Below are 23,131 nucleotides of genomic sequence, written 5' to 3'. Positions count from 1 at the left end.
TTAGGATCTCCCCCAGCTATCGATATGGCCCCTCTGGGCACCTATTTAAGGAATTCGTACCTTGTCTCTCTCTATCGAGGCGCTGCGCCGCCGTCTCCCTGCCTGCATGAACCTTGACGCCCGCCGTCTCTCCAGCCGCCTGCATGGGGTCAAGAAGCTGCCTGAAGGCAAACAGGCCGCCGTGCTGGAGACCATCGCCGCTGATTTGGCCGCCGCCGAAGTGCGCTATCAAACCCGTCTGGCCGGAGTGCCCAAGGTCACCTATCCGGACAACCTGCCGGTCAGCCAGAAGCAGGCGGAGATCGCCAAGGCCATTCAAGAGCATCAAGTGGTGATCATTGCAGGCGAAACCGGCTCGGGCAAAACCACCCAGATCCCCAAGATCTGTCTGGCGCTCGGGCGCGGGGTGAAGGGCTTTATCGGCCACACCCAGCCACGCCGTTTGGCAGCCCGCACCGTCGCGGCCCGTATTGCCGAAGAGATGGAGTCCGAACTCGGTCACTACGTGGGCTACAAGGTGCGCTTTACCGATCAGGTGAGTGAGCAGACCCACATCAAGCTGATGACCGACGGTATCCTGCTGGCGGAGATCCAGAACGACCGGATGCTGACCCAGTACGACACCATCATCATCGATGAGGCCCACGAGCGCAGTCTCAATATCGACTTCATTCTGGGCTATCTCAAGCAACTGCTGCCTAAGCGCCCCGATCTCAAGGTGATCATCACCTCGGCCACCATCGACCCGCAACGTTTCTCCCGCCATTTCAACAAGGCGCCGGTGATCGAGGTCTCCGGCCGCACTTATCCGGTGGAGGTGCGCTACCGCCCACTTACCAGTGACAAGAGCGAAGGTCTTGAAGAGCGCGACGAACTGCAGGGGATCTTCGACGCGGTGGAAGAGCTGGCCCGCGAGGGGCTGGGGGACATCCTTATCTTCATGAACGGCGAGCGGGAGATCCGCGATACCGCCGATGCCTTGCGCAAACTCAACCTGCGCGATACCGAGGTGTTGCCGCTCTACGCCCGTCTCTCCAACGCCGAGCAGAACAAGGTGTTCCAGCCCCATGCTGGGCGACGCATCGTGCTCGCCACCAACGTGGCGGAGACCTCGCTGACGGTGCCGGGCATTCGTTACGTCATTGACCCGGGCACCGCCCGCATCAGTCGTTACTCCTGGCGTACCAAGGTGCAGCGCCTGCCCATCGAGCCGGTCTCCCAGGCCAGTGCCAACCAGCGTAAAGGCCGCTGCGGCCGGGTGGCTGACGGCATCTGTATCCGTCTCTACTCGGAGGAGGATTTCAACAGCCGCCCTGCCTTCACTGACCCCGAGATCCTGCGCACCAACTTGGCATCGGTCATCCTGCAGATGCTGGCGCTCAGCCTTGGCAATATGGAGGCGTTCCCCTTCGTCGAGCCGCCGGAGTCCCGCCATATCAAGGATGGTCTGACTCTCTTGAAAGAGCTGGAGGCGGTGCGCGAGCTGCCCGCCACCGGCGATCGCGAAGCCAAGTTGCAGCTGACCGAGACTGGTCGCCAGCTCTCGCGCATCCCCCTTGATCCGCGTCTGGCGAAGATGGTGATCAGCGCGGCGCAAACTGGCTGCCTGAGCGAGGTGATGGTGATTACCGCGGCCCTCAGCATTCAGGATCCCCGCGAGCGGCCCATGGAGAAGAAGCAGGCCGCCGACGAGCAGCACAGACGCTTTGAAGACAAGGATTCCGACTTTCTCGCCTTCGTCAATCTGTGGAATTACCTGAAAGAGCAGCAGGATGCCCTTGGCAGCAACCCGTTCCGCCGAATGTGCCAGAAGGAGTTTCTCTCCTACCTGCGGGTGCGCGAATGGCAGGACATCCACTTCCAGCTGCGTCAGATGGTCAAGGAGCTTGGTTTTAAAGCCAACCATGAACCTGCAGATTTCAAGACGGTGCACTGCGCGCTGCTGACCGGCCTCTTGAGCCATATCGGCAACAAGGATCTGGAAAAACCGGAGTTTCTCGGCGCCCGCAACGGCCGCTTCCACCTCTTCCCTGCCTCGGGTCTGTTCAAGAAGCCGCCCAAGTGGGTGATGGCCGCAGAATTGGTGGAAACCTCGCGTCTCTACGCCCGCATCAACGCCAAGATTGAACCCGAGTGGGTGGAGCCGCTGGCGGGTCATCTCATCAAGCTGCACCACAGCGACCCTCACTGGTCGAAGAAAAACGGCGCCGTGATGGCCAAGGAGAAGGTGACCCTTTATGGTCTGACCCTGGTCAACGAGCGCACCATCAACTTCAGCCGTATCGATCCGGCGCTGTGCCGCGAGCTGTTTATACGCCGCGCGCTGGTGGAGGGGGATTTCGAGACCCGCCACCGTTTCTTCAGCGATAACCGCAAGCTCTTGGCCGAGGTGGAGGCGCTGGAGCACAAATCCCGTCGGCGCGACATCCTGGTGGATGATGAGGACTTGTTCCGCTTCTACGATGCCCGTTTGCCGGAGGAGGTGATCTCTGCCCGTCACTTCGACAAGTGGTGGAAAGAGGCGCAAAAGCGGGATCCCGAGCTGCTCAACTTCGAAAAAGAGATGCTGATGAAGGGGGACGCAGCCCACATCAGCGATCTCGACTACCCCAACTTCTGGCAGCAGGGGCGCCTCAAGCTCAAGTTGACCTATCAGTTCGAGCCGGGGGAGGCCGCCGATGGTGTGACCCTACATATCCCGCTGCCGCTCCTGAATCAGGTGGAGGTGAAGGGGTTCGAGTGGCTGATCCCCGGGCTGCGTCATGAGCTGTTGGTGGCCCTCATCAAGTCGATGCCCAAGCCGATGCGCAAAAACTTCGTGCCGGCGCCGAACTACGCCGATGCGCTGCTTGCCAGCATCAACCCCGAGCAGGGACCGCTGCTGGACGAGATGGAGCGTCAGCTGCGCCGCATGACCGGCGTCACCGTACCTCGTGAATCCTGGGACTGGGCTGCAGTGCCCGATCACCTGAAACTCACCTTCCGGGTGGTGGACGACAAACACAAGAAGGTGGCGGAAGGGAAAGATCTGGAAGCCTTGAAAGAGTCGCTGCGTGGCAAGGTACAGGAGACCCTGTCGCAAGTGGCGGACGATGATATCGAGCAGTCCGGCCTCACTCTGTGGAGCTTTGGCGAGCTGCCGCAAGAGTACAGCCAGAAGCGGGGCGGCTTCGAGGTGAAAGCCTATCCGGCCTTGGTAGACGAGAAAGATTCGGTCGCCATCCAGCTGGTGGAGAGCCCTGTGGTGCAGCAGCAACTGATGTGGGCCGGTCAGCGCCGGCTGGTGCTGCTCAACGTGCCATCTCCTATCAAGTATCTGCAGGAGAAGCTGCCCAACAAGGCCAAGCTCGGGCTCTATTTCAACCCGTTTGGCAAGGTGGCGGAGCTGATAGATGACTGCATCGCCTGCGGCTGCGACAAGCTGATCGAGCAACATGGTGGGCTGGCCTGGGACGAGGCCGGTTTCGAGGCGCTCAAGGAGTATGTCCGTGCCGAGCTCAATGATGCGGTGGTGGAGGTGGCCAAGCAGGTGGAAGCCGTACTGACGCTCTCCCATGAGATCAAGAAGCGGCTCAAGGGGAAGATGCAGCTCGACACCGCTTTTGCCATGTCGGATATCCAGCAGCAGCTCGGCAACCTTATCCACAAAGGCTTTGTCACCGAGACCGGCTGGCAGCGGCTGCCTGATTTGCTGCGCTATTTGCGGGCCATCGAACGGCGCCTCGAGAAGCTTGCCATCGATCCCAACCGGGATCGGGTCTACATGCTCAAGGTGCACAGCGTGGAGTCGGAGTACAAGGCGCTGCTGGCCAAGATCCCCAAATCCCAGCTTATTCCCACCGAGGTGGCCAATATTCGCTGGATGATCGAGGAGCTGCGGGTGTCGTTTTTTGCCCAGAATCTGGGGACCCCCTATCCGGTCTCCGATAAACGGGTGCTGAACGCCATTGCTCAGTGCTAAGCTGCTATCTGTCTGTTTTAACTGCGTGATATAGAGTGTGGGAAGGGGTTGCCAAGGTGGCGGGCCCTTTTAAACGGAAGTCAGGGAGGCAAGGATGCTGGGGATCTGGTTGAGCATGGCGCAGGTGGTGATCAGCGGTTATCAGCCCATCGCGGAACAAACCTGGGTGCAGTTGAACCCGGAATATTACCCCCTGACACGCACGCCGCCCGCCATGTTTGTTGCGTGGCGTGGCAACCAGTTCCCGCCACTGGCCCTGAAGCAGAAGCATGGTCGCTGGCAGATCCTCTTTCCCGCCCGGCTGGTCCCCCCTTTCGATTTGTTCGAGGGGGAGGCGCAGCTTTCTAAAACCTATTTGGCAAGGCTGCGACGCATCGATGAGATGGCTTACGGGATCGTACCTGGTCAGGTGGGTGCAATCGTGCAGCAGGGGAGTGGTTTCCCTGGTTATGGCGCGCAATCCATCGCGCCCTTTATCGCCGAGTTCCGCACACCCCAAAACACGTTCGGTGGTGTCGATATTTCCACCGATACCGACGAGAGCGAACCTCTGCTGGCTCAATTAGGCGTGACGTTTCGCACTGCGGGGATGAGTGGTGCACAAGGATATGAGGGCGTAGCGAGCGCCGATATGGCGCTCGCCAGCCACACGGCTAGCTTATCCGCAGGCAGTGATGCCATGCTCACCCTCTCTGATCCGGCAGCAGGCGACCCACAAACCGTGTGTCATCAGGTCGCGGCAGGGGAGACCCTGTGGCGCATTGCCAACCAGCTATCCAGTGCCCGGGGGGCTGATACCTACAGCTATTTGTTGGCGCTGGTGGCGGAGAATCAGCAACGGCTTGGCAAAAGCATTCGGGTCAGAACGGGGGATGGCCTTTACTGTCCGCGCGCCGAGACCCTGGCGAAGTTTGATGCCCTGAGCCCGGCCCAGCGTCAGCAGCAATTTGCCCGACTGGAGCAGGGACGCTAAATGCAGAATCGGTACCTTGTATCCGCATTTGGCCCGTGGTAGTATTCGCGCTCGTTTTGCGAGGTGCCGACCGGTCGCAGTCTGCACCATACATTCCTTTAAAAGAGATACATACTATGTCTTTCGTATTCCAAGCTGAAGTCCGTTCTGACCTGGGGAAAGGTGCGAGCCGCCGCCTGCGTCAAGCTGACCAAGTTCCTGCCATCGTTTATGGTGCAGGTAAAGAAGCCCAGTCCATCACCGTTGACCACAAGAAATTCATCCTGGCCCAAGAAAAGCCGGAATTCTACGAGTCTGTACTGACCCTGGTTATCAACGGCGAAGAAGTTAACGTAAAAGTGAAAGCTATCCAGCGTCACCCTGTACGTTACAAGCTGGTTCACCTGGACTTCGTTCGCGTTTAATCACGAACTGTCAGGTAGCAGAAAAGCCACTCTCAGGAGTGGCTTTTTGCTATAAGGAATCTTGTGAGCGGACTGAAAGAACAATCAGGTCAGCCACAGCCACAACCGGTTATCCCAGCTGGCTAAGCGCTTGTTGGCAGCGCTGCTCGGCGGCATCCAGCTCCAGCTGCACCATCCTGATATCCTCCATCTGTTGCTGCAGCGTCTTCCGTTTCTCGGTGACCAGCCCGAGCATGGTTTGCAGCTGGGTACGGCTGCTCTTATCTGCATCATAGAGATCAAACAGTTCTCTAATTTCGGCCAAGCTGAAACCTAGTCGCTTGCCGCGCAGGGTAAGCTTGAGGCGAACCCGATCCTGCTTGCTGTAGATGCGGGTCTGCCCTTCCCTGGCTGGATTGAGTAATCCCTGATCCTCATAGAAGCGGATGCTGCGCGTCGTAATATCAAATTCCCGAGCCAGCTCACTGATGCTGAAGCGCCGTCCTTCATCCTTGTTGTTCATACAGACTTCTTGGTGAACTAAATCCTGTCTGCACCTTACCTAAACGTAAACTGCACTGCAACTCTTGTTCCATCGCGTCAGAACCCCTATGTTATGGCCATGTAACAAACAGAGGTAGGCAAATGGATATTGCAATTGTGGCGGCAAAACGGACTCCGATGGGGGCGTTTCAGGGGGCATTGGCAGAGGTGACTGCGCCTGAGTTGGGAGCCTGTGCCATTGAGGCTGCACTACAGCAAAGTGGGCTTCGTAAGGAGCTTGTTAATGAAGTGTTTATGGGCAATGTGCTGGCGGCGGGCGTGGGGCAGGCGCCCGCCAGGCAGGCATTGTTGAAAGCAGGGCTGCCACATGGAGTGCCCGCTACCACGATCAACAAGGTGTGCGGCTCTGGCATGAAAGCAGTGATGATGGCGGCTGATACCATCCGTCTTGGCGACAACAGAGTGGTGGTGGCGGGAGGGATGGAGAGCATGAGTCGTGCTCCCTATCTACTGGATAATGCGCGCAGTGGCTTTCGGATGGGGCATCAACAGGTGCTGGATCACCTCTTCCTCGATGGTTTGCAAGATGCCTATGATGGCCAGTTGATGGGGATACATGCCCAGCGCAGTGCCGATCAGGCCGGTTTGACTCGCCGTGCTATGGATGAGTTCGCCCTGGCATCGCTGCAGCGTGCGCGCAACGCACAGCAATCAGGTGCGTTTGTGTCCGAATTGACAAGTGTCTATCGCGGTGATCGTCTGTTGCTGGCCGAGGACGAACAACCGGGCAAGGGCAGACCGGAGAAGATCCCGACCCTGAAGCCAGCGTTTGGCAAGGAGGGCACCATCACGGCGGCTAATTCGAGCTCCATCTCGGACGGCGCGGCGGCGCTGATATTGATGGATGGTGCCACGGCTAAAGCCTGGCAGGTACCAGTGCTGGCACGGATTGTCGCTTATCAGAGCCACGCGGCATTGCCCGCAGAATTTACCTCCGCGCCCATTGGCGCCATTTCACGGCTGCTGGCGCGTTTGGCATGGTCGGTGGAAGAGGTCGATCTGTTCGAGATCAACGAGGCTTTTGCCATGGTCACCATGCTGGCCATGAACGGGGTCGGTATTCCTCATCACAAGGTCAATGTGCATGGGGGGGCTTGTGCCCTCGGTCATCCCCTGGGGGCGAGTGGCGCGCGCATTCTGGTGACGCTCATTGCCGCGCTGCAGCAACGGGGTTTACGGCGGGGAGTGGCCGCCCTCTGTATCGGTGGTGGTGAGGCGACCGCTATCGCTGTCGAGGTGAATGACGAGACGAATTAATTGGTGGCTTCCATCGCCAGCAGCTGTTCGTTGACCCAGGTGGTGGCGGCCAGATAGAGGTGACTCACCTTATCCTCGTTGAGCCCTAACTTTGCGGTTCTGGCCGTGACTCTTGACCAGTTGGCATTTTCGTAATCTTCACAAAACGCGAGGTAGAAACCGAGATTGCCTTTGCGTTCCAGTAGCGCCAGCCGAATATCGTCGATAAGGGGAATAGTGCCGAGCAGCTTGTCCATCGGCTGCTCCATCAGCACGTCCAGCAGGGAAAAGAGGCCGGTAATAAATGCCTGTTGTGCCTGCTGGCTCGGGGCATGGGCATGAGCCAGCAGCTCACAGAAGCGGGCACGGATCATCGACATCTGGTAAAGCTCGGCGCTCTTGCCTTTGCCAGCGCTGGTCGCCGCCACCAGCGAGACAAAGCGCTTTAGCTGGGTGTTGCCCAGATAGATGGCAGCCTGGCGAAATGACGAAATAGGGTTGGTGTGACCTTTGAGATGGTTAACGTAGCGCAGCAGCTTGAGTGATAAAGAGATATCCTGACCGAGTAGTTGCTCAATCTTGTTGATATCAGGCTCTGCCTCGTTGACCACGTTGAGCAACTGCATCACTACGACCTGAGCCGGCTCCATGGTAGCTTGCTTGACCATCTCGGGTCGACTGAAGAAAAAGCCTTGGAACAGCTGGATCCCCAGCTGTTTGACCCGTTCGAACTCAGCCTTGTCCTCTACTTTTTCCGCCAGATAGGTGAGCCCCAGCGTTTGATGACGTTGGATAAACACCTTGATCTGCAGCAGGGGGGTAGCGCGAAGATCAAACTTAATGATGTGAATAAAGGGGAGGAAGCGCTCCCAATCCGGCGACATGGTGAAGTCATCGAGGGCCAGCTGATAACCCAGCTTGTGCAGCTGTTTCACCTTTTCCAGCAGGGCATCATCCGGTGGAGAATCTTCCAGGATCTCAATCACCACTTTTTCGGGCGGCAGGCACTCTGCCAATCCCTCCAGCAGCAGTGAGTGGGGAAAATTGATAAAGCAGGGGCGGCCCCCCAACAGCTGATCGATATTTTGTTGCAGAAACTGTTCAACCACCAGGCGTGACGTCGCCTGCTGGGAGGAGATACTCGGGAAGACATTATTCAGACTATCGCGAAAGAGCAGCTCATAGGCATGGGTATTGAGGTCTCTGTCGAGGATCGGCTGTCTTGCTACGTAGGAATACATGCCTTGCTCCAGTAAAGGTACTGGGTTGATTTTATGGTGTTGCGGAACACTATGCCAGTTTTGACCCTGTTCGGTAAGGCAATAATTGGCATAGCGTTTTTCTGCAGGGAAGGAATTTAGAAGAGATAACTCAATTGGGCGCCAGCCAGCCAGGCATCTCCCTCGGATGTCCCCTGGAAGGTGGAAATACTCTGCGGGTTGCCAGGTTGCAAAGCCATTTTTTCAGTAACATCAACCTTCTTGCCATCGATCAGGGTCAGCCCCAGATCCATGGTCAGGTTGGGGGTGAATTGATAACCCATCCCCAGGCTGTACCAAATTCGGTCTGCATCCGGAATGGAGATGGTACGGCGATCTGCTGGTACAGGGCTCGCATCGTAAGCTACTCCTGATCGCAGTTGCCACTGTGGAGTGAGTTGATAGGTCATCCCGATCGCATAGCGCCAGCTATCTTCCCAGTGTTCATCCTTGATATGCATGTTGGGCAGTGTATCCAGATCTGCTTCCAGCTGGACAAATTTGCTCCAGTTGGTCCAGTTCAGGCTGCCATGAATAGCCAGTTTTTCAGTCAGCTGATGAAATGCTGCAAGCTCTGCCGTTGCCGGTAGCGGAAGATCCAGAGAACCTGTGTCTCTGAGTTCTTTGCCGCTGGGCAGGCCAATGATGGCGTCACCCGAGAGTGTCAAGTTGACATCGTGGCGGTATGAGAGGCCAATCCGGGTCTGTTTGGATAGTTCCAGCAACGCGCCGACATTCCAGCCCCATGCCCAGCCATCTCCTTGCAGATGCTTTGCTATCAGGTTGCGCGAGGGGAAGGTGCCGCCGACTTCGCCCTCACCCTGAATAGCTGAAATACCGGCTCCTACCGACAACATCTCATTGATGCGGTAGGCAAGTGAGGTACCCAGATCCATGGTCTTGATATCGGAAACATTACCAAAGTGCCCGGCGCTGTAGTTATCTGGCATCTTGATGCCAAGGCCGTAGTAAGAGGTGGCCGATAAGCCGAGGCGCCACTGTTCATTGAGCGGGATGATCAAATAGGCGTTGGGTACCCAGGCTGCGGCCGCGATATCGTGCGCACTCGCATCCGAGGTGACGATACCAGCTTGGGTCGGCAAGCGGGTGTTACCTTCAATATTGACGTCAGGACTGACATAGATGACACCGCCAGACAGCGCCATTTGATCGAAGCGGGTCATGGCTGCTGCATTGCGGGAGAGCACACTGGCGTTATCCGCGATGGCTGCCTCACCGGCAAAGGCGCGTCCAAGGCCTGTGGCGGATTGTTCAGCCAGCTGGAACCCGGCGGCATGAGTCTGACCCGCGATCACCAGCAGGGCGATGGCGGACGGTTTGATGATGGGATGCATGGCAAAATCCTTGCTGTTACCCGAAGGTTCAATCGGTCATATGAATGGAGACAGGATTTTATATGGTATGACCAGTAAGGCAACGGCAATGGCATCTATCTGGAGAAAACAAGATTAAATGCTGGGATGATGTGCTCTAATAGATTGATTGAAAAGGAAAAATAAACACATGTGTGCTACATGTGTGCGCTGAAATGGGTTTTCGGATAAAAAAAGAGCGCCTGTCGGCGCTCTTTTAGAGTGAGCTGTAATCAGAACTTCATGTTGAACTGGGCTGAGGCGAGGAAGGCGTTGCCGTGGGAAGAACCTTTCCAACGCAGAGCGTCTGAGTGGTTACGCAGACCCTCGTTGACATCAACCTCTTTACCATCCAGATAGGCCATGCCGAAATCAACACTCATATCGGTGTTGATATGGTAGGTGGCGCCAGCGCTATACCAGACACGGTCGGAGTCCGGGATACTCAGGCTACGATATTCCGGTTCGATAGGACTGTTATCATATGCAAAACCAATACGTGCTTCCCAAGCCGGGTTGATATACCAGGTACCACCGATAGAGTAACGAGTAGAGTCTTTAAACTTTTCGTCCTTTTGCAGACATACGCCGCCAGCGCATTGGTTACTGGTTGCTTTCAGCTCCTGGAATGCGCTCCAGTCAGTCCAGTTCACGGAGTAGTGTACGGCGAATTGCTGATTCAAACGGTGATAACCGGCAAACTCTGCTTGAGCAGGCAGATCCAGTTTCAGATTGCCATCAACAACGCGGTTCCCTGAAGTGAGTCCCTGGAAGTCACCATCAAAGCTCATATCGACTTGTGAGCGATAAGTCAACGCAAAGCGATTGTTTTCATTGACTTCGTACAGAGTACCTACGTTCCAGCCAAAACCCCAGGTGTCGCCTTTCAGGTGAGCCAGACGAGTATCTGTTGCCAGCGGACCGCCTTGACTCGGCGGGTTCAACGGACCCAGCAGACCGGCATAGCGGTTCAGTTCGGCTGCACCGTAAACAGCATTAATACCTGCACCGACGCTGAAGTGTTCATTGATGCGATAGGCGATGTTCGGGTTGATATTGAGAGTCATCAGCTCAGTATCACCAGCACCTGCACCAGCAGGGAAGGTTTTGGAGTACTCGGTAGACAGCCCGTAGTTGGAGAAGAGCCCGATACCCCAGGCCCACTGGTCATTCAGCGGCTGGATAAAGTAAGCAGCAGGAACGAAGGCTGCCGGAGCAATGCCTGATTCGCTGGCGGGAATTGGCCCAAAGGGAGTACCAACGCTGCCATTAACATCTACGTCCGGTTTGATGTAGGTACCGGAGACGGAAACTGCCATCTTGTCAAAGGTGGTCATGGCGGCAGGGTTACGGGACAATACGGAGGCGTTGTCGGCGATAGCCGCTTCGCCGGCATAGGCGCGACCCAGACCGGAGGCCGAGTGCTCGTTCAACTGGAATGCCGCGGCATGGACTTGACCGGTGGCCAGCGCGATGGTGGCGGCAATCAGGCTCTTCTTGAAAATAGTTGTCGTCATGGTGTTCTCTCTTGTAGGCAGATTTTTTTGCCGATATTGGCTGCACGTTCAATGCAAACCTCGACAAAATCCGTTTTTATTTCAGCTTCTTCCCAATCAATTCTGGCGTGATTCTATGGATCTGGTAGGAGGTAAGAAATCAGACCAGTGACAGCAGAATACATAAAAGTGATCGATGTGTTAATCATTTGTTTTAACTTGCTGTTTAATTCATCATTTTCAGGGTCTAAAGGCGGAATATTGACCTGGATTGCTGATCTCCGTCACAAAAATAATTTTGTCAATTTTTCGAAATCTTGAGGCAAATGAGTGACAAAGGGGAGTAATCAGGGAGGGAACAGGCAGCGGCTCGTGACCGCCGCCTGCTATTGAGGATGGATCTGAGGTTGTTAACCAGCGATGTTAAATGTCCCACTGCAGACGTGACTGCAGGGCGTTGGCAACGGGGGCAAGTGGCTCTTTCATTTCGCCAATCAGTACCATATTGGCGCCTTTGAGCTGGACTATCTCCCCTTTGAGGGTGCCATCTTCAAAGGTGGCCTGTTGCAGGGTTAATGGAACATGTTTGGGCACTAAAAAGAGAGTGACTGGCCCCATCTTTCCCTGGATCACCATGTGCAAGGCTGGTCCCTGATAAAACGAGCAGTGATTGACATAGGTCACCTTGAGCCCATCCATCCCGCTTAAGGTGGCGCCATACTTCTCCATCTTGGCATTTATGTTATGCAGATTGACCTGCTCATCGACACCTTCAATAAAGGGTTCTTCGCCATAGACATGAGCCATCGCCACCTGTGCGAGGGAGAGGGCCGCAGGAGCCGTTTCTGGCAGCGTGATCCAGCGGGTGCTCATTCCCAGCAGGAAGGCGACCGATGCAGCCAGGGCGATCTGGCGCCAGGATGTTGATGTCCGGAGCTTGACTGGTGCCGTGCCAAGGGGGCGGGATGGCGTCATATCATCTTGCCTGTCACTGTCTTGCAGCATGGCTTGCCTGAGCAGGATCCGCTCGGCCAGTCCGGCGGGAACCTCTACCTGCATGGCGCGCTTGAGGCTTCTGTCGAACTGCTTCATCTCGTCGAGGTAGTTCCGATTGGCCTGGCTTGCTTCAGCGGTTTTGAGAAAGTCCGGTTGTTGATCGTTGGGCTGGATCATGGCGTTGCGGCGAAATTCGAGTTCATCCATGTCCGTGTCCTCTTGCTTGGTTCTTCTGCTCCATCGCCTCCTTGAGCTGGTTGCGGGCGCGAAACAGTCGGGTCATGACGGTGTTCTTGTTGAGGCCGAGCATCTCGGCAATCTCCTCACCACTGAATCCTCCCACGACTTGCAGCAGCAGTGGCTCCTGATACTCCTCCGGCAACCGGGCGATGTGACGGTGCAACCACTCGTTCTCCATCTCCTGTTCACTGTGCAGCGTATCGTGCTGGGGTTGAGGGTGATCGTCGAGAGCCACCAGTTCCAGCTGTTTGCGTTCAAAGCGGCGGGCGTTCTCCCGTCTGAGGATGGTGATCAGCCACCCCTTGGCCGCCTTGTCATCCTGCAGTGTGTCGATAGCCTTCCAGGCACGCAGGAAGGTCTCTTGCACCAGATCTTCCGCTACGTTGGGATCCCGGGTCAGCCAGTAGGCATACCGGTATAGATCGCCGTGCAGCGCATGAACCAGTGCTTCAAATTTGGTTTGTTTGTCAGCCATGGGATCAGAGACCGGCGAAGTGGCCGGATCATTTCCACCAATATGCTGCTGAGCACGTTTTTTTCTAAAAAACAGCAGTGCCATAGGGCAATCCTTGTCAGGGGGCGTGGCGGCGGGAGCGCTAACTCCCGTGCGCCAGCAGGTAAATCAGGTGCGCAATACCGGCGGTTTCATCAGCCCTGAGGGTACGCGCCAGAGCGCGCCACTCGATGGGAGGGGCAGAAGAGGGCCGTGCAAAACAGGCTCGCTCGAGTGCGGCGAGCGCGTTGCCTACCCGATTATGCCCAGCGTCAGGCAACTGGCCTAATTGATAATAGGGGACCTGCCAGCGTAAGGTCGCCCACAGGATCAGTGCCTTGCGACTGGCATCCGGCTGGTGTCGGGCAAGGGCACGTTGCAGTTGATAGAAGGCTCGCCAGCGGGGGCTGCGGCGCCATAGCGCACGCAGTGTTATGGCCAGCACGACCCACCAAAGGCTCTCTCGCAGTGCCACCTGCGATGTCTGCTCATCAGGTTGCCGATTTGCTGTTGCCTGAAACGTCAGCGTGATGGCGGGCAGGCTGGCCTGCTCAATCCGGCCGCTTTGGGTATTAAACCAGGGCAGATCAATGGGGGGCAGCTGATAGTCACCGCTCTGCTCCGCGACCAGAGTCTGGCGCCACTGTCGCTCAAACAGCAGCTTGCCATCGCGGTAACGCTCCTGCTGTTGCTCGCCATCGGGATGTGCCTGTATGCCGCTTGGCAGTTGATGGGCCATCAGGGGGGCAAGCTGTATCTGACCGCTGTCACCATTCTCCATGGTCAGGCTGAGGATCCGGATCAGCGGTTCACCCACTTCCCCCGTGGTGGCCGGTTCAAGACGCTGGCTCAGGGTCAGCCGGGTGGCCACCGGCGTGGCGGGGGCTTTGTCGACCCTCACCTCTAGCGGTGCCGCACGGGCCGAGAGTCGTTGCGCTTTTCCCCCTTGCTGCGTGAGCTGCCCCTGCAAGCGGGGTGAGTCGAGGTACCAGAGTCCCGGCGCTTTTGCCTGAATAAGCCAGCTGCGGGTGAGCCGGCCGGGTAGACCTGCCTGAGCGGGGGCGATCCACTCGTCGCTACCGAGGCGACGGATGGTGAAGTGGGCAGAGCTGAGCTCGCTCAGGGCCGGGTTTTGCATACTGGTGGGCAGCCAAAGAGTCAGGCGGTAGATCACCGGCTGGCCGGGATAGAGCGGGCCCTGATGATCAAGGCTGGCCTGCATCTCGAGGGGCGAGGGGGCTGCGGGTTGCGGCAGCGCCGCTGTTTTCACCTCTCTCAATGGCAGGGTGAGCGAGGGGGTGAACTCATTTCCCAGCTTGAGCGGGGCAATCATCACCTTTGTATTCGCGGGTGAGTCGCTCTGGTGCAGCGGGATCTGCCAGCGAGTCAGTTGTTGTACCGGGGTGGTGACCCGGCTCATGGTCACTCTGCCCACTGCAAATTGGCGCAGTAGGGGGGAGATCTCCAGCTCGTTGCTCTGGCGCTCGCCATCCGCTTCGATGATCAGCAGCCAATCGCTGGGGTCAGCCCCTGGCAGCAGCTCTGCCCGGGGGGGCAGGGCCCAACCAAGTGGACTCGCCAGTGCGAGCAACAGTCCCCATCCTGCCCGCGTCACCAAGGCTCCTCCACCTTGATCAGATCCCGGCGCAGCGCCTCTTTGCGCAGTCGTTGCTCCAGCAGCAACACCGGGGGGGAGGGTGGCATGGGCATTGCCGTCACCTGCTGTTCAGCCGATGGTTCGGGTTGCTTGCTGTTGCTGGTATTGGGAGCCGCCGCTGTGCCCTGTAACAGAGAGAGGTTATAGAGCGCATCTTCATGGCCGGGTTCAAGCGCCAGAGCGGCCAGATAGGCCTCTTTGGCTGCGGCAAACTCCCCCAGTTGCAGCAGGGCATTGCCGCGGTTGTAGTGGGCAGTGGCACTCGCTGCTTCCTGATAGGCTGAGATAGCTTGCCGATAGGCTCCGGCCCGATACCAGGCGTTGCCGCGCCAGACTGGATCGTTGAAGGTGCGGGCAGCCCGCTGAAAATCCCCCTCTTGATAAGCCTGCATCGCTTGCAAGTCTACCCTCTCTGCCGCTTGCAGGTCTTGTGGCGAAAGCAGCTGAGCTCCTACCATCAGCGCCATCATCAACCGGGCGCCGACTCTGGCCAGCAAGGCCAGTGGTAACAATGGGATCAGCAACCATGGGCCAAGATCCAGTGGTGCCGGGGTGAGGGCCAAGGTCGTGGTGGGGAGAGGGGCAAAGCGGGGGACGTCGCTGCCAAGCCACTGTAGCTCACCGCCGAGACGGTTGGCCAGAGCGGCAATGGCCTGACTATCGGGGGCGGGCAACTGTGCAGGCATGCGGGCGGCAAACCCCAACTCACTGGCCGGAATGGCGGGCATGGGGGCCGGTTGACCGCTGCTGGCGAGCAGAATATCGAGGCGTGCCGACTGGGTGTCGCGGCAGAGAAGGCGTTGCTGGCAGGGCCACAGAGCAGCGATTTGGGTCATCTGATTCTGGGTGAGGTCGTCGGTGATCAGCAGCAGACGTGCTTGTTCACCGGGAGCAATCTGCTTCATGGCAAGTTCCACCGCCCGTGCCGGGTTGCTGCCCTGCAGCGGCATGATATCGGGGCGCAAGTCGGGCAGTAGCAGCGAAAGGGCTTGATGATCACGGGTTGGTGACATGGCGAGGTAGGCATCGCCCGCGTAGAGGATCAGCGCAATGCGCTCTCCCTTTGCGCGGCTCAGCAGCTGCTGCAACTGCCATCTGACCCGGGTCGCCCGATCCGGTTTGAGGTCGGTGGCGGTCATCGAGCGTGACAAGTCCAGCAGCCAGATATCGAGCGGCGCCGCAGGCTGCTGTTGCAGCTCGCCGCGCAGTGCGGGACCACTCAGGGCTAAAATGACGGGCAGGGTTGCCAGCCAGAGCCAGGGGCGCTGAGGACGAGATGCTGGCAGCAGATAAGCCTGCATAGCAGGTGCGAGCAGCGGGGGCTGGCGACGATGGTGCCACCCTTGCCAGAGCCAGGGGATGAGTGCGATCAGCCACAGGGGGCGGAGCAAGATCAGCTCCATCTGCGCGCGCCTCGTGCCAGCCAGTTGCGCACCATGCGAAACTCCAGTCTGCCGTGCCCTGATGGCAGAAGCAGCAAGCCACAAAGCAGTGCCAATGGCCAGGGGTAGAGCTCGATCACCGGCTGGTACTGGGCAATCGGCATTGGGGCAGGTTCAAGGGCATTGAGGGTCGCGTTGATGGCATCGAGATCGCTTTGGGTGCGTGCCCGAAAGTAACGCCCCTGGCCTGTCTGTGCCAGCTCTTTCAGAAGCGGCTCGTCCAGTTCGCTGCTGGGATCGGCCTGACCGCTGCCCGCCTCATCGTAGGGTTGGATAAAGGTATCGGGATCGGCCCCGACCCCCAGCGTGTAGATCCGTATTCCCTGTGCCGCGGCGAGTTTGGCCTCCTGCAGCGGGTCGGCATTGCCTGCGGTATTGCGGCCATCAGTGACCAGCAGCAGGGCGGTGGGGCGACCAGGATCCCCATGCTGGCGTGCCAGCTGGATCGCCTCGCCAAGGGCGGTGGTTCGGCCGACCAGATCAAAATCGAGCTCGTCGCTCAAGGTCAGCAGCGCCGGGATCTCCTGGGTGAGGGGAGAGAGCAGGTAAGCGTGATCGGCAAAGACGATAATGCCCACCCTGTCACCGGCCCGTTTGGCGATCAGCGCCTTGATCTGCTGGCGCACTGCCGTCAGCCGTGCTTGCTGCTCGCCGTTGTCGAGCATATCCGGGGTACGCATGCTGTCTGACAGATCCACCGCCAGCAGCAGATCCCGACTCCCCTCATATTGGATCACCGGTTCCCCCCACCACTGGGGGCGGCAGAGGGCGAGGATAAGGGCGCACCAGAGCAGCATGGCGCGCCAGAGCGGCAATCCGGCCTGAGGACGCAGCAGCGGAAACCCGGGGTGAGCCAGATAGCCGCGGCGCAAGGGTGGCAAGCCGAAGCGCACCAGCAAGGGCAGCACCAGTGCCAGCGCAAACCAGGGCCAGGCCAGGATCATGAATGCCTCCGCGCGGCTTTACGCCTTGGGCGGGTGGAGCGTTGCAAGAAGAGGCTCTTACCCCAGCGGCGATAATGTTGCCGAAGCTGTTCGCTCTGCTCACTGCTCGGGTTCTGGTTGCCATAGAGCCAACTGCTCCAGTGAGACGAGAACTGGCTGAAATCGCTGCCGCCGTGACGATCGACGAAGGCGAGCCAAGCCTCTCCCTGTAACTGGCGCGCCTCGGGCCAGCGTTGCAGTGCTTCATGACGCAGGGCCTCCTGTATGCGTGCCACCAGCAGCGCCGGATCTCCCTCCAGCTGACGACACCAGCGGCGGTAACGTATCACCCTGCGGGCAATCAGGATGATCAGCAGCAGCACTAACGCTGTGATCAATAGCCACAATAGCGCCTGCACTCTGGGGTCAAGACTCTGTTCAATCAGATCCGGCCCCGGGTGGATGTCTCGCATCAGGGCGACCAGCGGCGGAGTGATGGCGTCGGAGGTGGGACTGGCGCTGCCGAGTTCGGCGGGGGAGATCATCCCTGATGACATAACCCCTCCTGCCACTGCTGTTGCAGCGTCTGGCTGTTATCGAGCAGATAGAGGCGCTGCACCAGCGGCAGCAACAGCTGCTTGCCATGGGCCAGCTGCTGTTCGGCAGCTTGCTGGTAGCGGCGGGAGAAACCGGCATGGCCCCCATCCAGCCAGCCCTGATAGTGCTGGGCTGGCCGATCGATGGCCACCGGCAGCTGGCCGTCAGGGGGAAGGGCAGCCTCAAGGGGATCGCGGATCTGCCAATAGTGGATATCGTGGCGGCGGGAGAGCAGCTGCAACTGCTGACAGAGCGCTGACTCACAGGGTCTGTGGTCGGTGATCAGCGTCAGTTTGGCACCATGGGGCAGCTTCACGCTGGCCAAGGTGTCGGCCAGTGAATGGGATAGTACCCGACGTGCCAGCCCTTGCTGGTAGTGATGGCAGAGGGATTCGAGCAGGGGCAGCACGCTGCCGCGCTGGCTCTGGTGATTTGGGATAAGCCCGTGGCAGATCAGGGTGTTGTGCTGCTTCTCCCCTTGCCAGATCAGGGCTGCTGCCAGCTCGCATCCCAGACGCGCCTTGAGCTGCCGTGTGGAGCCGAAATACATGGCGGGGGAGAGATCGAGCAGCAGCCAGTGCGCCTGATCCAGCTCCTCGCTATAGAGGCGGGTATAGGGACGACCGAGGCGCGCCGTCACTCGCCAGTCGATATGGCGTACCTCGTCACCCGCCTGATAGGCGCGCAGCTCGCGAAACGTGAGTCCGGGAGAGCGGCCAAGTTTGCCGCGTTCGCTATTGCTTCGGCCTAAGTTAGGTGGCTTCTTGGCTTTCGCCCAGAGCCGGATATTGAGCAGCCGTGGCAGCGACAGGGCGATATCGGGATGGAGGTCCGGCGCTAGGGACATGGCACCTGATCCAGCAGTTGGGCGATCAGGATGTCGTTATCCAGATTGTCGGCCAGTGCCTGATAGCTGGGAATAAGGCGATGGCGCAGCACCGGATAGGCTTGCAGCTGGATATCTTCCGGCAGCACATAATCTCGTCCGGCAAGCCAGGCTCGGGCGCGGGCGGAGCGAGCCAGCCCCAGCGTAGCCCGAGGGCTGGCCCCCACGGCAATCAATGGCTCAAGGGCAGGGCAAAGACCACTGCCCGGGCGAGTGGCGCAGACCAGCTCCACCAGATAGTGCTCCAGTCGGCTTTGCATGGTCACCGCCAGCACTTCGCTGCGGGCACGCAGCAAGCTGGTCTGACTCAGGGTCACTGGTGCCGCGCCAAGCTGTTCGCCGCTGGCGTTGAGCTGCAAGATGGCGAGCTCCATGGTGGGGCTCGGATAATCGACTATCAGCTTGAGCAGAAAGCGGTCGAGCTGGGCCTCCGGCAGGGGATAGGTTCCCTCCTGCTCGATAGGGTTCTGGGTGGCGGCGACCATAAAGAGGGGCGGCAGCCGCCAGCTCTTTTTGCCCACGGTGATCTGGTGTTCGGCCATGGCTTCCAGCAGCGCTGATTGCACTTTGGCCGGCGCCCTGTTGATCTCGTCCGCCAGCACCAGATGGTTGAAGAGGGGGCCTGGCTGGAATACAAAACTGGTATCCTGCGGGTGAAACACCTCGCTGCCGGTGAGATCCGCGGGAAGCAGGTCGGGGGTGAACTGGATACGGGCAAAGCGCCCTTCGACGGCGCCAGCGAGCGCCTTGACGGCGCGGGTTTTGGCCAGCCCGGGAGCCCCTTCGATTAACACATGTCCTTCACATAACAGTGCAATCAGGAGCCCTTCTATTAGCTCCTCCTGCCCCAGGATCTGACTGCCAAGATAGTCCCTAAGTGCTCTGAACTCGGCCGCTGCCATGCGATAAACCCGTTGTTTTTATGGAAGTTGATCTTTTTATACTCCAGTTGCTCCCCAAGGGCGAGCAAAGGGGCCTTGCCGTGCTTAATTTAGTTTCAATCAGCTGTATGAAACTTGTGATTGGATTGTTAAGATGTGGCGCAATGAGGTCAGACCTCTGCCTTTTAAACCAAGGAGCCAGGATGAAACAGCCATTGAAACTGACGACTCGCCAGGGCGAACGGATTGCCGTCGTGGCGGGGCTGCGTACCCCCTTTGCCAAGCAGGCTACCGCCTTTCATGGCGTGCCTGCAGTCGATCTCGGCAAACTGGTGGTGAGCGAGATGCTCGCCCGTACCGATCTCGATCCCAAGCTTATCGACCAGCTGGTGTTTGGTCAGGTGGTTCAGATGCCGGAAGCCCCCAACATTGCCCGCGAGATCGTGCTCGGTACCGGCATGAGCGTCAATACCGATGCCTATAGCGTCTCCCGCGCTTGCGCCACCAGTTTTCAGGCGGTGGCCAACGTCACCGAATCCATCATGGCCGGTACCGTAGACATCGCCATCGCCGGCGGTGCTGACTCCTCCTCCGTACTGCCTATCGGAGTGAGCAAGAAGCTGGCCCGCGCCCTGGTGGATCTCAACAAGGCGCGCAATCTGCAGCAGCGCTTCAATATTCTGCGGACATTGAGGATCAAGGATCTGCTGCCGGTGCCGCCTGCCGTGGCGGAATACTCTACTGGCCTCTCCATGGGGCAGACCGCCGAGCAGATGGCCAAGAGCCACCAAATCAGCCGTGAAGCGCAAGATGCGCTGGCGCACCGCTCCCATACCCTGGCCGCGCAGGCTTGGGCTGATGGCAAGCTCAGCGGTGAGGTGTTTACCGCCCATGTGCCGCCCTACAAGTCGCCGCTCGAGCGGGACAACAATATCCGTGAAAGCTCGGATCTCGCGAGCTACGCCAAGCTCAAGCCGGTTTTTGACCGGGTTCATGGCACAGTGACTGCGGCCAACGCCACGCCGCTGACCGATGGCGCCGCCGCCGTGTTGCTGATGCGCGAAGGTCGGGCGAAAGAGCTTGGCCTCGAACCGCTTGGCTTTATCCGCAGCTTCGCCTTCTCGGCCATCGATGTCTGGCAAGACATGCTGATGGGCCCCTCCTATGCCACGCCGCTGGCGCTGGACAGAGCCGGCATCACGCTCAGCGAACTGACCCTGATCGACATGCACGAAGCCTTTGCCGCCCAGACTCTGGCCAACCTCAAGATGTTTGCCAGCCACGAGTTTGCCCGTGACAAGCTGGGTCGCGATCAGGCCATCGGCGAGGTGGACATGGAGAAGTTCAACGTCCTCGGCGGTTCGCTGGCCTATGGCCACCCCTTTGCCGCGACCGGTGCGCGGATGATCACCCAGACCCTGCACGAGCTGCGTCGTCGCGGTGGGGGACTGGGGCTCAACACCGCCTGTGCGGCGGGTGGATTGGGCGTGGCTATGGTGTTGGAGGTTGAATAATGAGCGCTAAGACTTTTTCCCTGGATGTTCGCAAAGATGGCATCGGTATCCTCACCATGGATGTGCCGGGCGAGAGCATGAATACCCTCAAGGCTGCCTTTGTGGAGGAGATCCGCACCGTGCTGGCCGAAGTGAAACGTAACAAGGATTTGATCGGTCTGGTGATCACCTCCGGCAAGAAAGACTCCTTCATCGCCGGCGCTGACATCACCATGCTGGCCGCCTGCACCAGTGCCAAGGATGCCGAGACCCTGTCGCGGGAAGGGCAGGAAATCTTCGCCGAGATCGAGGGGCTGACCATTCCGGTGATCGCCGCCATTCATGGTCCCTGCCTCGGTGGCGGGTTGGAGCTGGCGCTGGCCTGTCATGGCCGGGTGGTGACCGATCATGGCAAATCTGTGCTGGGATTGCCGGAAGTGCAGCTCGGTTTATTGCCGGGTTCTGGCGGTACCCAGCGTCTGCCGCGCCTTATCGGGGTGGCCAAGGCGCTGGATCTGATGCTGACCGGCAAGCAGGTTCGTGCCAAACAAGCCAAGAAATTGGGGCTGGTGGACGATGTGGTGCCGCCGTCAATCTTGCTGGATGCTGCCATCAAGCTGGCCAAGAAGGGTAAACCGCGCCATCAGTTGAAGCGGGATCTGCAGGGCAAGGTGCTGGAGACCAACAAGCTGGGCCGCAAGGTGCTGTTCGATCAGGCCAGCAAGGGGGTGAAAGCCAAGACCCGCGGCAACTACCCGGCGCCGGAGCGGATCCTGGATGTTGTGCGCATCGGCGTGGAGGAGGGGATGAAGGCCGGTCTGGCTGCCGAATCCCGCCACTTTGGCGAGCTGGTGATGACTGCTGAGTCTGCCGCCCTGCGTTCCATCTTCTTTGCCACCACCGAGATGAAGAAAGAGGTCAACTATCAGGGGGCCGAGCCGCGCAAAGTGGCCCATGCTGCTGTGCTGGGCGGTGGTCTGATGGGGGGCGGCATCGCGTTCGTCACCGCTACCAAGGCGGGCGTGCCGGTGCGGATCAAGGATGTGGCAAGCTCCGGGATCGGCAATGCCATGCGCTACAGCTATGACATTCTGGCCAAGAAGCTCAAGCGCCGTCACATTCTGCGCAGCGAATTGGAAAAGCAGATGAGCCTGCTGACCGGCACCCTCGACTACTCCGGTTTCCACCGGGTGGACATGGTGGTGGAGGCGGTGTTTGAAGATCTCGCGCTCAAACACCAGATGGTGAAAGACGTAGAGCGTGAGTGCGGTGAGCATACAGTGTTTGCCTCCAATACCTCGTCACTGCCCATCAATCAGATTGCGGCAGAGGCGGCACATCCGGAGCGGGTCGTGGGGCTGCACTACTTCAGCCCGGTGGACAAGATGCCGCTGGCGGAGATCATCCCCCACGCTGGCACCAGTGCCGAGACGGTCGCCACCACCCTGGCCTTTGCCCGTGCCCAGGGCAAAACGCCCATCGTGGTGAAGGACGAAGCCGGTTTCTACGTCAACCGCATCCTCGCGCCCTACATGAATGAAGCGGCGCGACTGGTGCTGGAAGGTGAGCCGGTGGAGGTGTTGGACAGCGCGCTGCTGGACTTTGGTTTCCCGGTTGGTCCCATCACCTTGCTCGATGAGGTGGGGATCGATGTGGGTGCCAAGATCTCCCCCATTCTCGAGAAAGAGCTGGGCGGCGAGCAGTTCCAGGCACCCAAGGCGTTCGACAAGCTGCTGCAAGACGATCGCAAGGGGCGCAAGAACGGCAAGGGCTTCTATCTCTATGGCAAGGCGGCACCGCGCAACAAGCTGACCGGCAAAGAGGGCAAGAAGACGGTGGACGAGAGTGTCTATGGCGTGCTCGGCATCAAACCTTCCGCCAAGCTGGCCCGTCAGGAGATTGCCGAGCGTTGTGTGTTGCTGATGCTCAACGAAGCCGCCATGGCGCTGGATAGCGGTGTGGTGGCCTCGGCCCGTGATGGCGATATCGGGGCCATCTTCGGCATCGGCTTCCCGCCGTTCCTCGGCGGTCCGTTCCGCTATATGGATACACTCGGGATCGATCATCTGGTTGGTCGTCTGGAGTATTACCAGAAGCGCCACGGCGACCGGTTTGCTCCCTGTGCCCGCCTCAAGGCGATGGCCGCGGAGCAGCAGACCTTCTACTGATAATCGCTGCAGAGTGACCGCAAGGCAAAGAGGCCCGCACACCATGCGGGCCTCCTTCTATGTTGTGGTTTGTTCGGGTTGTACGGCTTGGGCAGCGCTCATGCTGGCAG

18 protein-coding genes are annotated in these 23,131 nt (G+C 59.0%); 6 read left to right on the top strand and 12 right to left on the bottom strand.

Translation table 11 applies throughout. The features are described 5' to 3' along the window. Nucleotides 1–61: 61 nt before the first annotated feature. The 3 genes from hrpA (at nt 62) to rplY (ending at nt 5,338) form a co-directional block, all read left to right on the top strand. The gene (gene hrpA / locus G5154_RS01735; RefSeq protein WP_421250181.1) at nt 62–3,961 is read left to right on the top strand and encodes an ATP-dependent RNA helicase HrpA; all 3,900 of its coding nucleotides are present in this window, start codon (nt 62–64) and stop codon (nt 3,959–3,961) included. A gap of 94 nt (nt 3,962–4,055) precedes the next feature. Beyond that, nucleotides 4,056–4,934, top strand: a complete 879-nt coding sequence (locus G5154_RS01730; protein ID WP_421263850.1) for a hypothetical protein — start codon at nt 4,056–4,058, stop codon at nt 4,932–4,934. Nucleotides 4,935–5,050: 116 nt separating this feature from the next. Continuing rightward, nucleotides 5,051–5,338, top strand: a complete 288-nt coding sequence (gene rplY / locus G5154_RS01725) for a 50S ribosomal protein L25 (protein WP_005345280.1) — start codon at nt 5,051–5,053, stop codon at nt 5,336–5,338. A 109-nt stretch (nt 5,339–5,447) separates the two neighbouring features. Here rplY and G5154_RS01720 read toward each other — a convergent pair whose 3' ends face one another. After that, nucleotides 5,448–5,840: a MerR family transcriptional regulator gene (locus G5154_RS01720; RefSeq protein ID WP_421250179.1), complete on the bottom strand. Its 393-nt coding sequence runs from the start codon at nt 5,838–5,840 to the stop codon at nt 5,448–5,450. 122 nt (nt 5,841–5,962) lie between these two features. On the opposite strand from G5154_RS01720, the gene G5154_RS01715 reads away from it, so the two are divergent. Next, on the top strand, nt 5,963–7,138 hold the full coding sequence (locus G5154_RS01715) for a thiolase family protein (protein ID WP_421250178.1): 1,176 nt from the start codon (nt 5,963–5,965) through the stop codon (nt 7,136–7,138). Here the strand turns inward: G5154_RS01715 and G5154_RS01710 are convergent. From G5154_RS01710 to G5154_RS01660, 11 genes are all read right to left on the bottom strand, one after another. Further along, on the bottom strand, nt 7,135–8,358 hold the full coding sequence (locus G5154_RS01710; protein WP_005345291.1) for an EAL and HDOD domain-containing protein: 1,224 nt from the start codon (nt 8,356–8,358) through the stop codon (nt 7,135–7,137). The two genes, G5154_RS01715 and G5154_RS01710, sit on opposite strands and share 4 nt — an antisense overlap. A 116-nt stretch (nt 8,359–8,474) precedes the next feature. Then, on the bottom strand, nt 8,475–9,731 hold the full coding sequence (locus G5154_RS01705) for an OmpP1/FadL family transporter (RefSeq protein ID WP_337072196.1): 1,257 nt from the start codon (nt 9,729–9,731) through the stop codon (nt 8,475–8,477). 251 nt (nt 9,732–9,982) lie between these two features. Next, on the bottom strand, nt 9,983–11,266 hold the full coding sequence (locus G5154_RS01700) for an outer membrane protein transport protein (RefSeq protein WP_216978735.1): 1,284 nt from the start codon (nt 11,264–11,266) through the stop codon (nt 9,983–9,985). A 402-nt stretch (nt 11,267–11,668) separates the two neighbouring features. Further along, complete coding sequence (locus G5154_RS01695) at nt 11,669–12,448, bottom strand: DUF3379 domain-containing protein (protein ID WP_182963791.1); 780 nt, start codon at nt 12,446–12,448, stop codon at nt 11,669–11,671. Next, a complete protein-coding gene (locus G5154_RS01690) occupies nt 12,441–13,040 on the bottom strand; it encodes a sigma-70 family RNA polymerase sigma factor (protein WP_216978736.1) in 600 nt (199 codons plus the stop codon). Before G5154_RS01690 ends, G5154_RS01695 begins: the two co-directional genes overlap by 8 nt. Nucleotides 13,041–13,077: 37 nt before the next feature. Continuing rightward, on the bottom strand, nt 13,078–14,565 hold the full coding sequence (locus G5154_RS01685; protein WP_337072336.1) for a hypothetical protein: 1,488 nt from the start codon (nt 14,563–14,565) through the stop codon (nt 13,078–13,080). Between the two features lie 20 nt (nt 14,566–14,585). Further along, nucleotides 14,586–16,034, bottom strand: coding sequence for a VWA domain-containing protein (locus G5154_RS01680; RefSeq protein WP_421250177.1), 1,449 nt, complete (start codon nt 16,032–16,034; stop codon nt 14,586–14,588). Then, nucleotides 16,025–17,017, bottom strand: coding sequence for a VWA domain-containing protein (locus G5154_RS01675; RefSeq protein ID WP_236768100.1), 993 nt, complete (start codon nt 17,015–17,017; stop codon nt 16,025–16,027). Before G5154_RS01675 ends, G5154_RS01680 begins: the two co-directional genes overlap by 10 nt. After that, nucleotides 17,014–17,553: a DUF4381 domain-containing protein gene (locus tag G5154_RS01670; protein WP_421250176.1), complete on the bottom strand. Its 540-nt coding sequence runs from the start codon at nt 17,551–17,553 to the stop codon at nt 17,014–17,016. The genes G5154_RS01675 and G5154_RS01670 overlap by 4 nt, the downstream gene beginning before the upstream one ends. Further along, on the bottom strand, nt 17,538–18,440 hold the full coding sequence (locus tag G5154_RS01665; RefSeq protein WP_236768098.1) for a DUF58 domain-containing protein: 903 nt from the start codon (nt 18,438–18,440) through the stop codon (nt 17,538–17,540). Before G5154_RS01665 ends, G5154_RS01670 begins: the two co-directional genes overlap by 16 nt. Beyond that, nucleotides 18,431–19,381 (bottom strand): AAA family ATPase, encoded by a 951-nt coding sequence (locus G5154_RS01660; protein WP_421250175.1) that lies wholly within the window; start codon nt 19,379–19,381, stop codon nt 18,431–18,433. Before G5154_RS01660 ends, G5154_RS01665 begins: the two co-directional genes overlap by 10 nt. Before the next feature lie 182 nt (nt 19,382–19,563). Here G5154_RS01660 and fadI point away from each other — a divergent pair, with 182 nt between their 5' ends. Both fadI and fadJ read left to right on the top strand, forming a co-directional pair. Then, nucleotides 19,564–20,874, top strand: coding sequence for an acetyl-CoA C-acyltransferase FadI (gene fadI / locus G5154_RS01655; protein ID WP_337072199.1), 1,311 nt, complete (start codon nt 19,564–19,566; stop codon nt 20,872–20,874). Next, nucleotides 20,874–23,021 (top strand): fatty acid oxidation complex subunit alpha FadJ, encoded by a 2,148-nt coding sequence (fadJ, locus tag G5154_RS01650; protein WP_337072200.1) that lies wholly within the window; start codon nt 20,874–20,876, stop codon nt 23,019–23,021. The genes fadI and fadJ overlap by 1 nt, the downstream gene beginning before the upstream one ends. The last annotated feature ends 110 nt before the right edge of the window (nt 23,022–23,131 follow it).

The organism is Aeromonas sp. 600527, assembly GCF_049175415.1.
In the GTDB taxonomy this organism is placed as follows: domain Bacteria; phylum Pseudomonadota; class Gammaproteobacteria; order Enterobacterales; family Aeromonadaceae; genus Aeromonas; species Aeromonas veronii_A.
This window is presented reverse-complemented; position numbering and strand designations above follow the sequence as displayed.

Excerpts from the sequence above, each read along its gene's own strand:
- G5154_RS01730 (WP_421263850.1), top strand. The coding sequence starts at position 4,056 with ATGCTGGGGATCTGGTTGAGCATGGCGCAGGTGGTGATCAGCGGTTAT.
- rplY (WP_005345280.1), top strand. The coding sequence starts at position 5,051 with ATGTCTTTCGTATTCCAAGCTGAAGTCCGTTCTGACCTGGGGAAAGGT.
- G5154_RS01720 (WP_421250179.1), bottom strand. The coding sequence starts at position 5,840 with ATGAACAACAAGGATGAAGGACGGCGCTTCAGCATCAGTGAGCTGGCT.
- G5154_RS01715 (WP_421250178.1), top strand. The coding sequence starts at position 5,963 with ATGGATATTGCAATTGTGGCGGCAAAACGGACTCCGATGGGGGCGTTT.
- G5154_RS01710 (WP_005345291.1), bottom strand. The coding sequence starts at position 8,358 with ATGTATTCCTACGTAGCAAGACAGCCGATCCTCGACAGAGACCTCAAT.
- G5154_RS01705 (WP_337072196.1), bottom strand. The coding sequence starts at position 9,731 with ATGCATCCCATCATCAAACCGTCCGCCATCGCCCTGCTGGTGATCGCG.
- G5154_RS01700 (WP_216978735.1), bottom strand. The coding sequence starts at position 11,266 with ATGACGACAACTATTTTCAAGAAGAGCCTGATTGCCGCCACCATCGCG.
- G5154_RS01695 (WP_182963791.1), bottom strand. The coding sequence starts at position 12,448 with ATGGATGAACTCGAATTTCGCCGCAACGCCATGATCCAGCCCAACGAT.
- G5154_RS01690 (WP_216978736.1), bottom strand. The coding sequence starts at position 13,040 with ATGGCACTGCTGTTTTTTAGAAAAAAACGTGCTCAGCAGCATATTGGT.
- G5154_RS01680 (WP_421250177.1), bottom strand. The coding sequence starts at position 16,034 with ATGGAGCTGATCTTGCTCCGCCCCCTGTGGCTGATCGCACTCATCCCC.
- G5154_RS01675 (WP_236768100.1), bottom strand. The coding sequence starts at position 17,017 with ATGATCCTGGCCTGGCCCTGGTTTGCGCTGGCACTGGTGCTGCCCTTG.
- G5154_RS01670 (WP_421250176.1), bottom strand. The coding sequence starts at position 17,553 with ATGTCATCAGGGATGATCTCCCCCGCCGAACTCGGCAGCGCCAGTCCC.
- G5154_RS01665 (WP_236768098.1), bottom strand. The coding sequence starts at position 18,440 with ATGTCCCTAGCGCCGGACCTCCATCCCGATATCGCCCTGTCGCTGCCA.
- G5154_RS01660 (WP_421250175.1), bottom strand. The coding sequence starts at position 19,381 with ATGGCAGCGGCCGAGTTCAGAGCACTTAGGGACTATCTTGGCAGTCAG.
- fadI (WP_337072199.1), top strand. The coding sequence starts at position 19,564 with ATGAAACAGCCATTGAAACTGACGACTCGCCAGGGCGAACGGATTGCC.
- fadJ (WP_337072200.1), top strand. The coding sequence starts at position 20,874 with ATGAGCGCTAAGACTTTTTCCCTGGATGTTCGCAAAGATGGCATCGGT.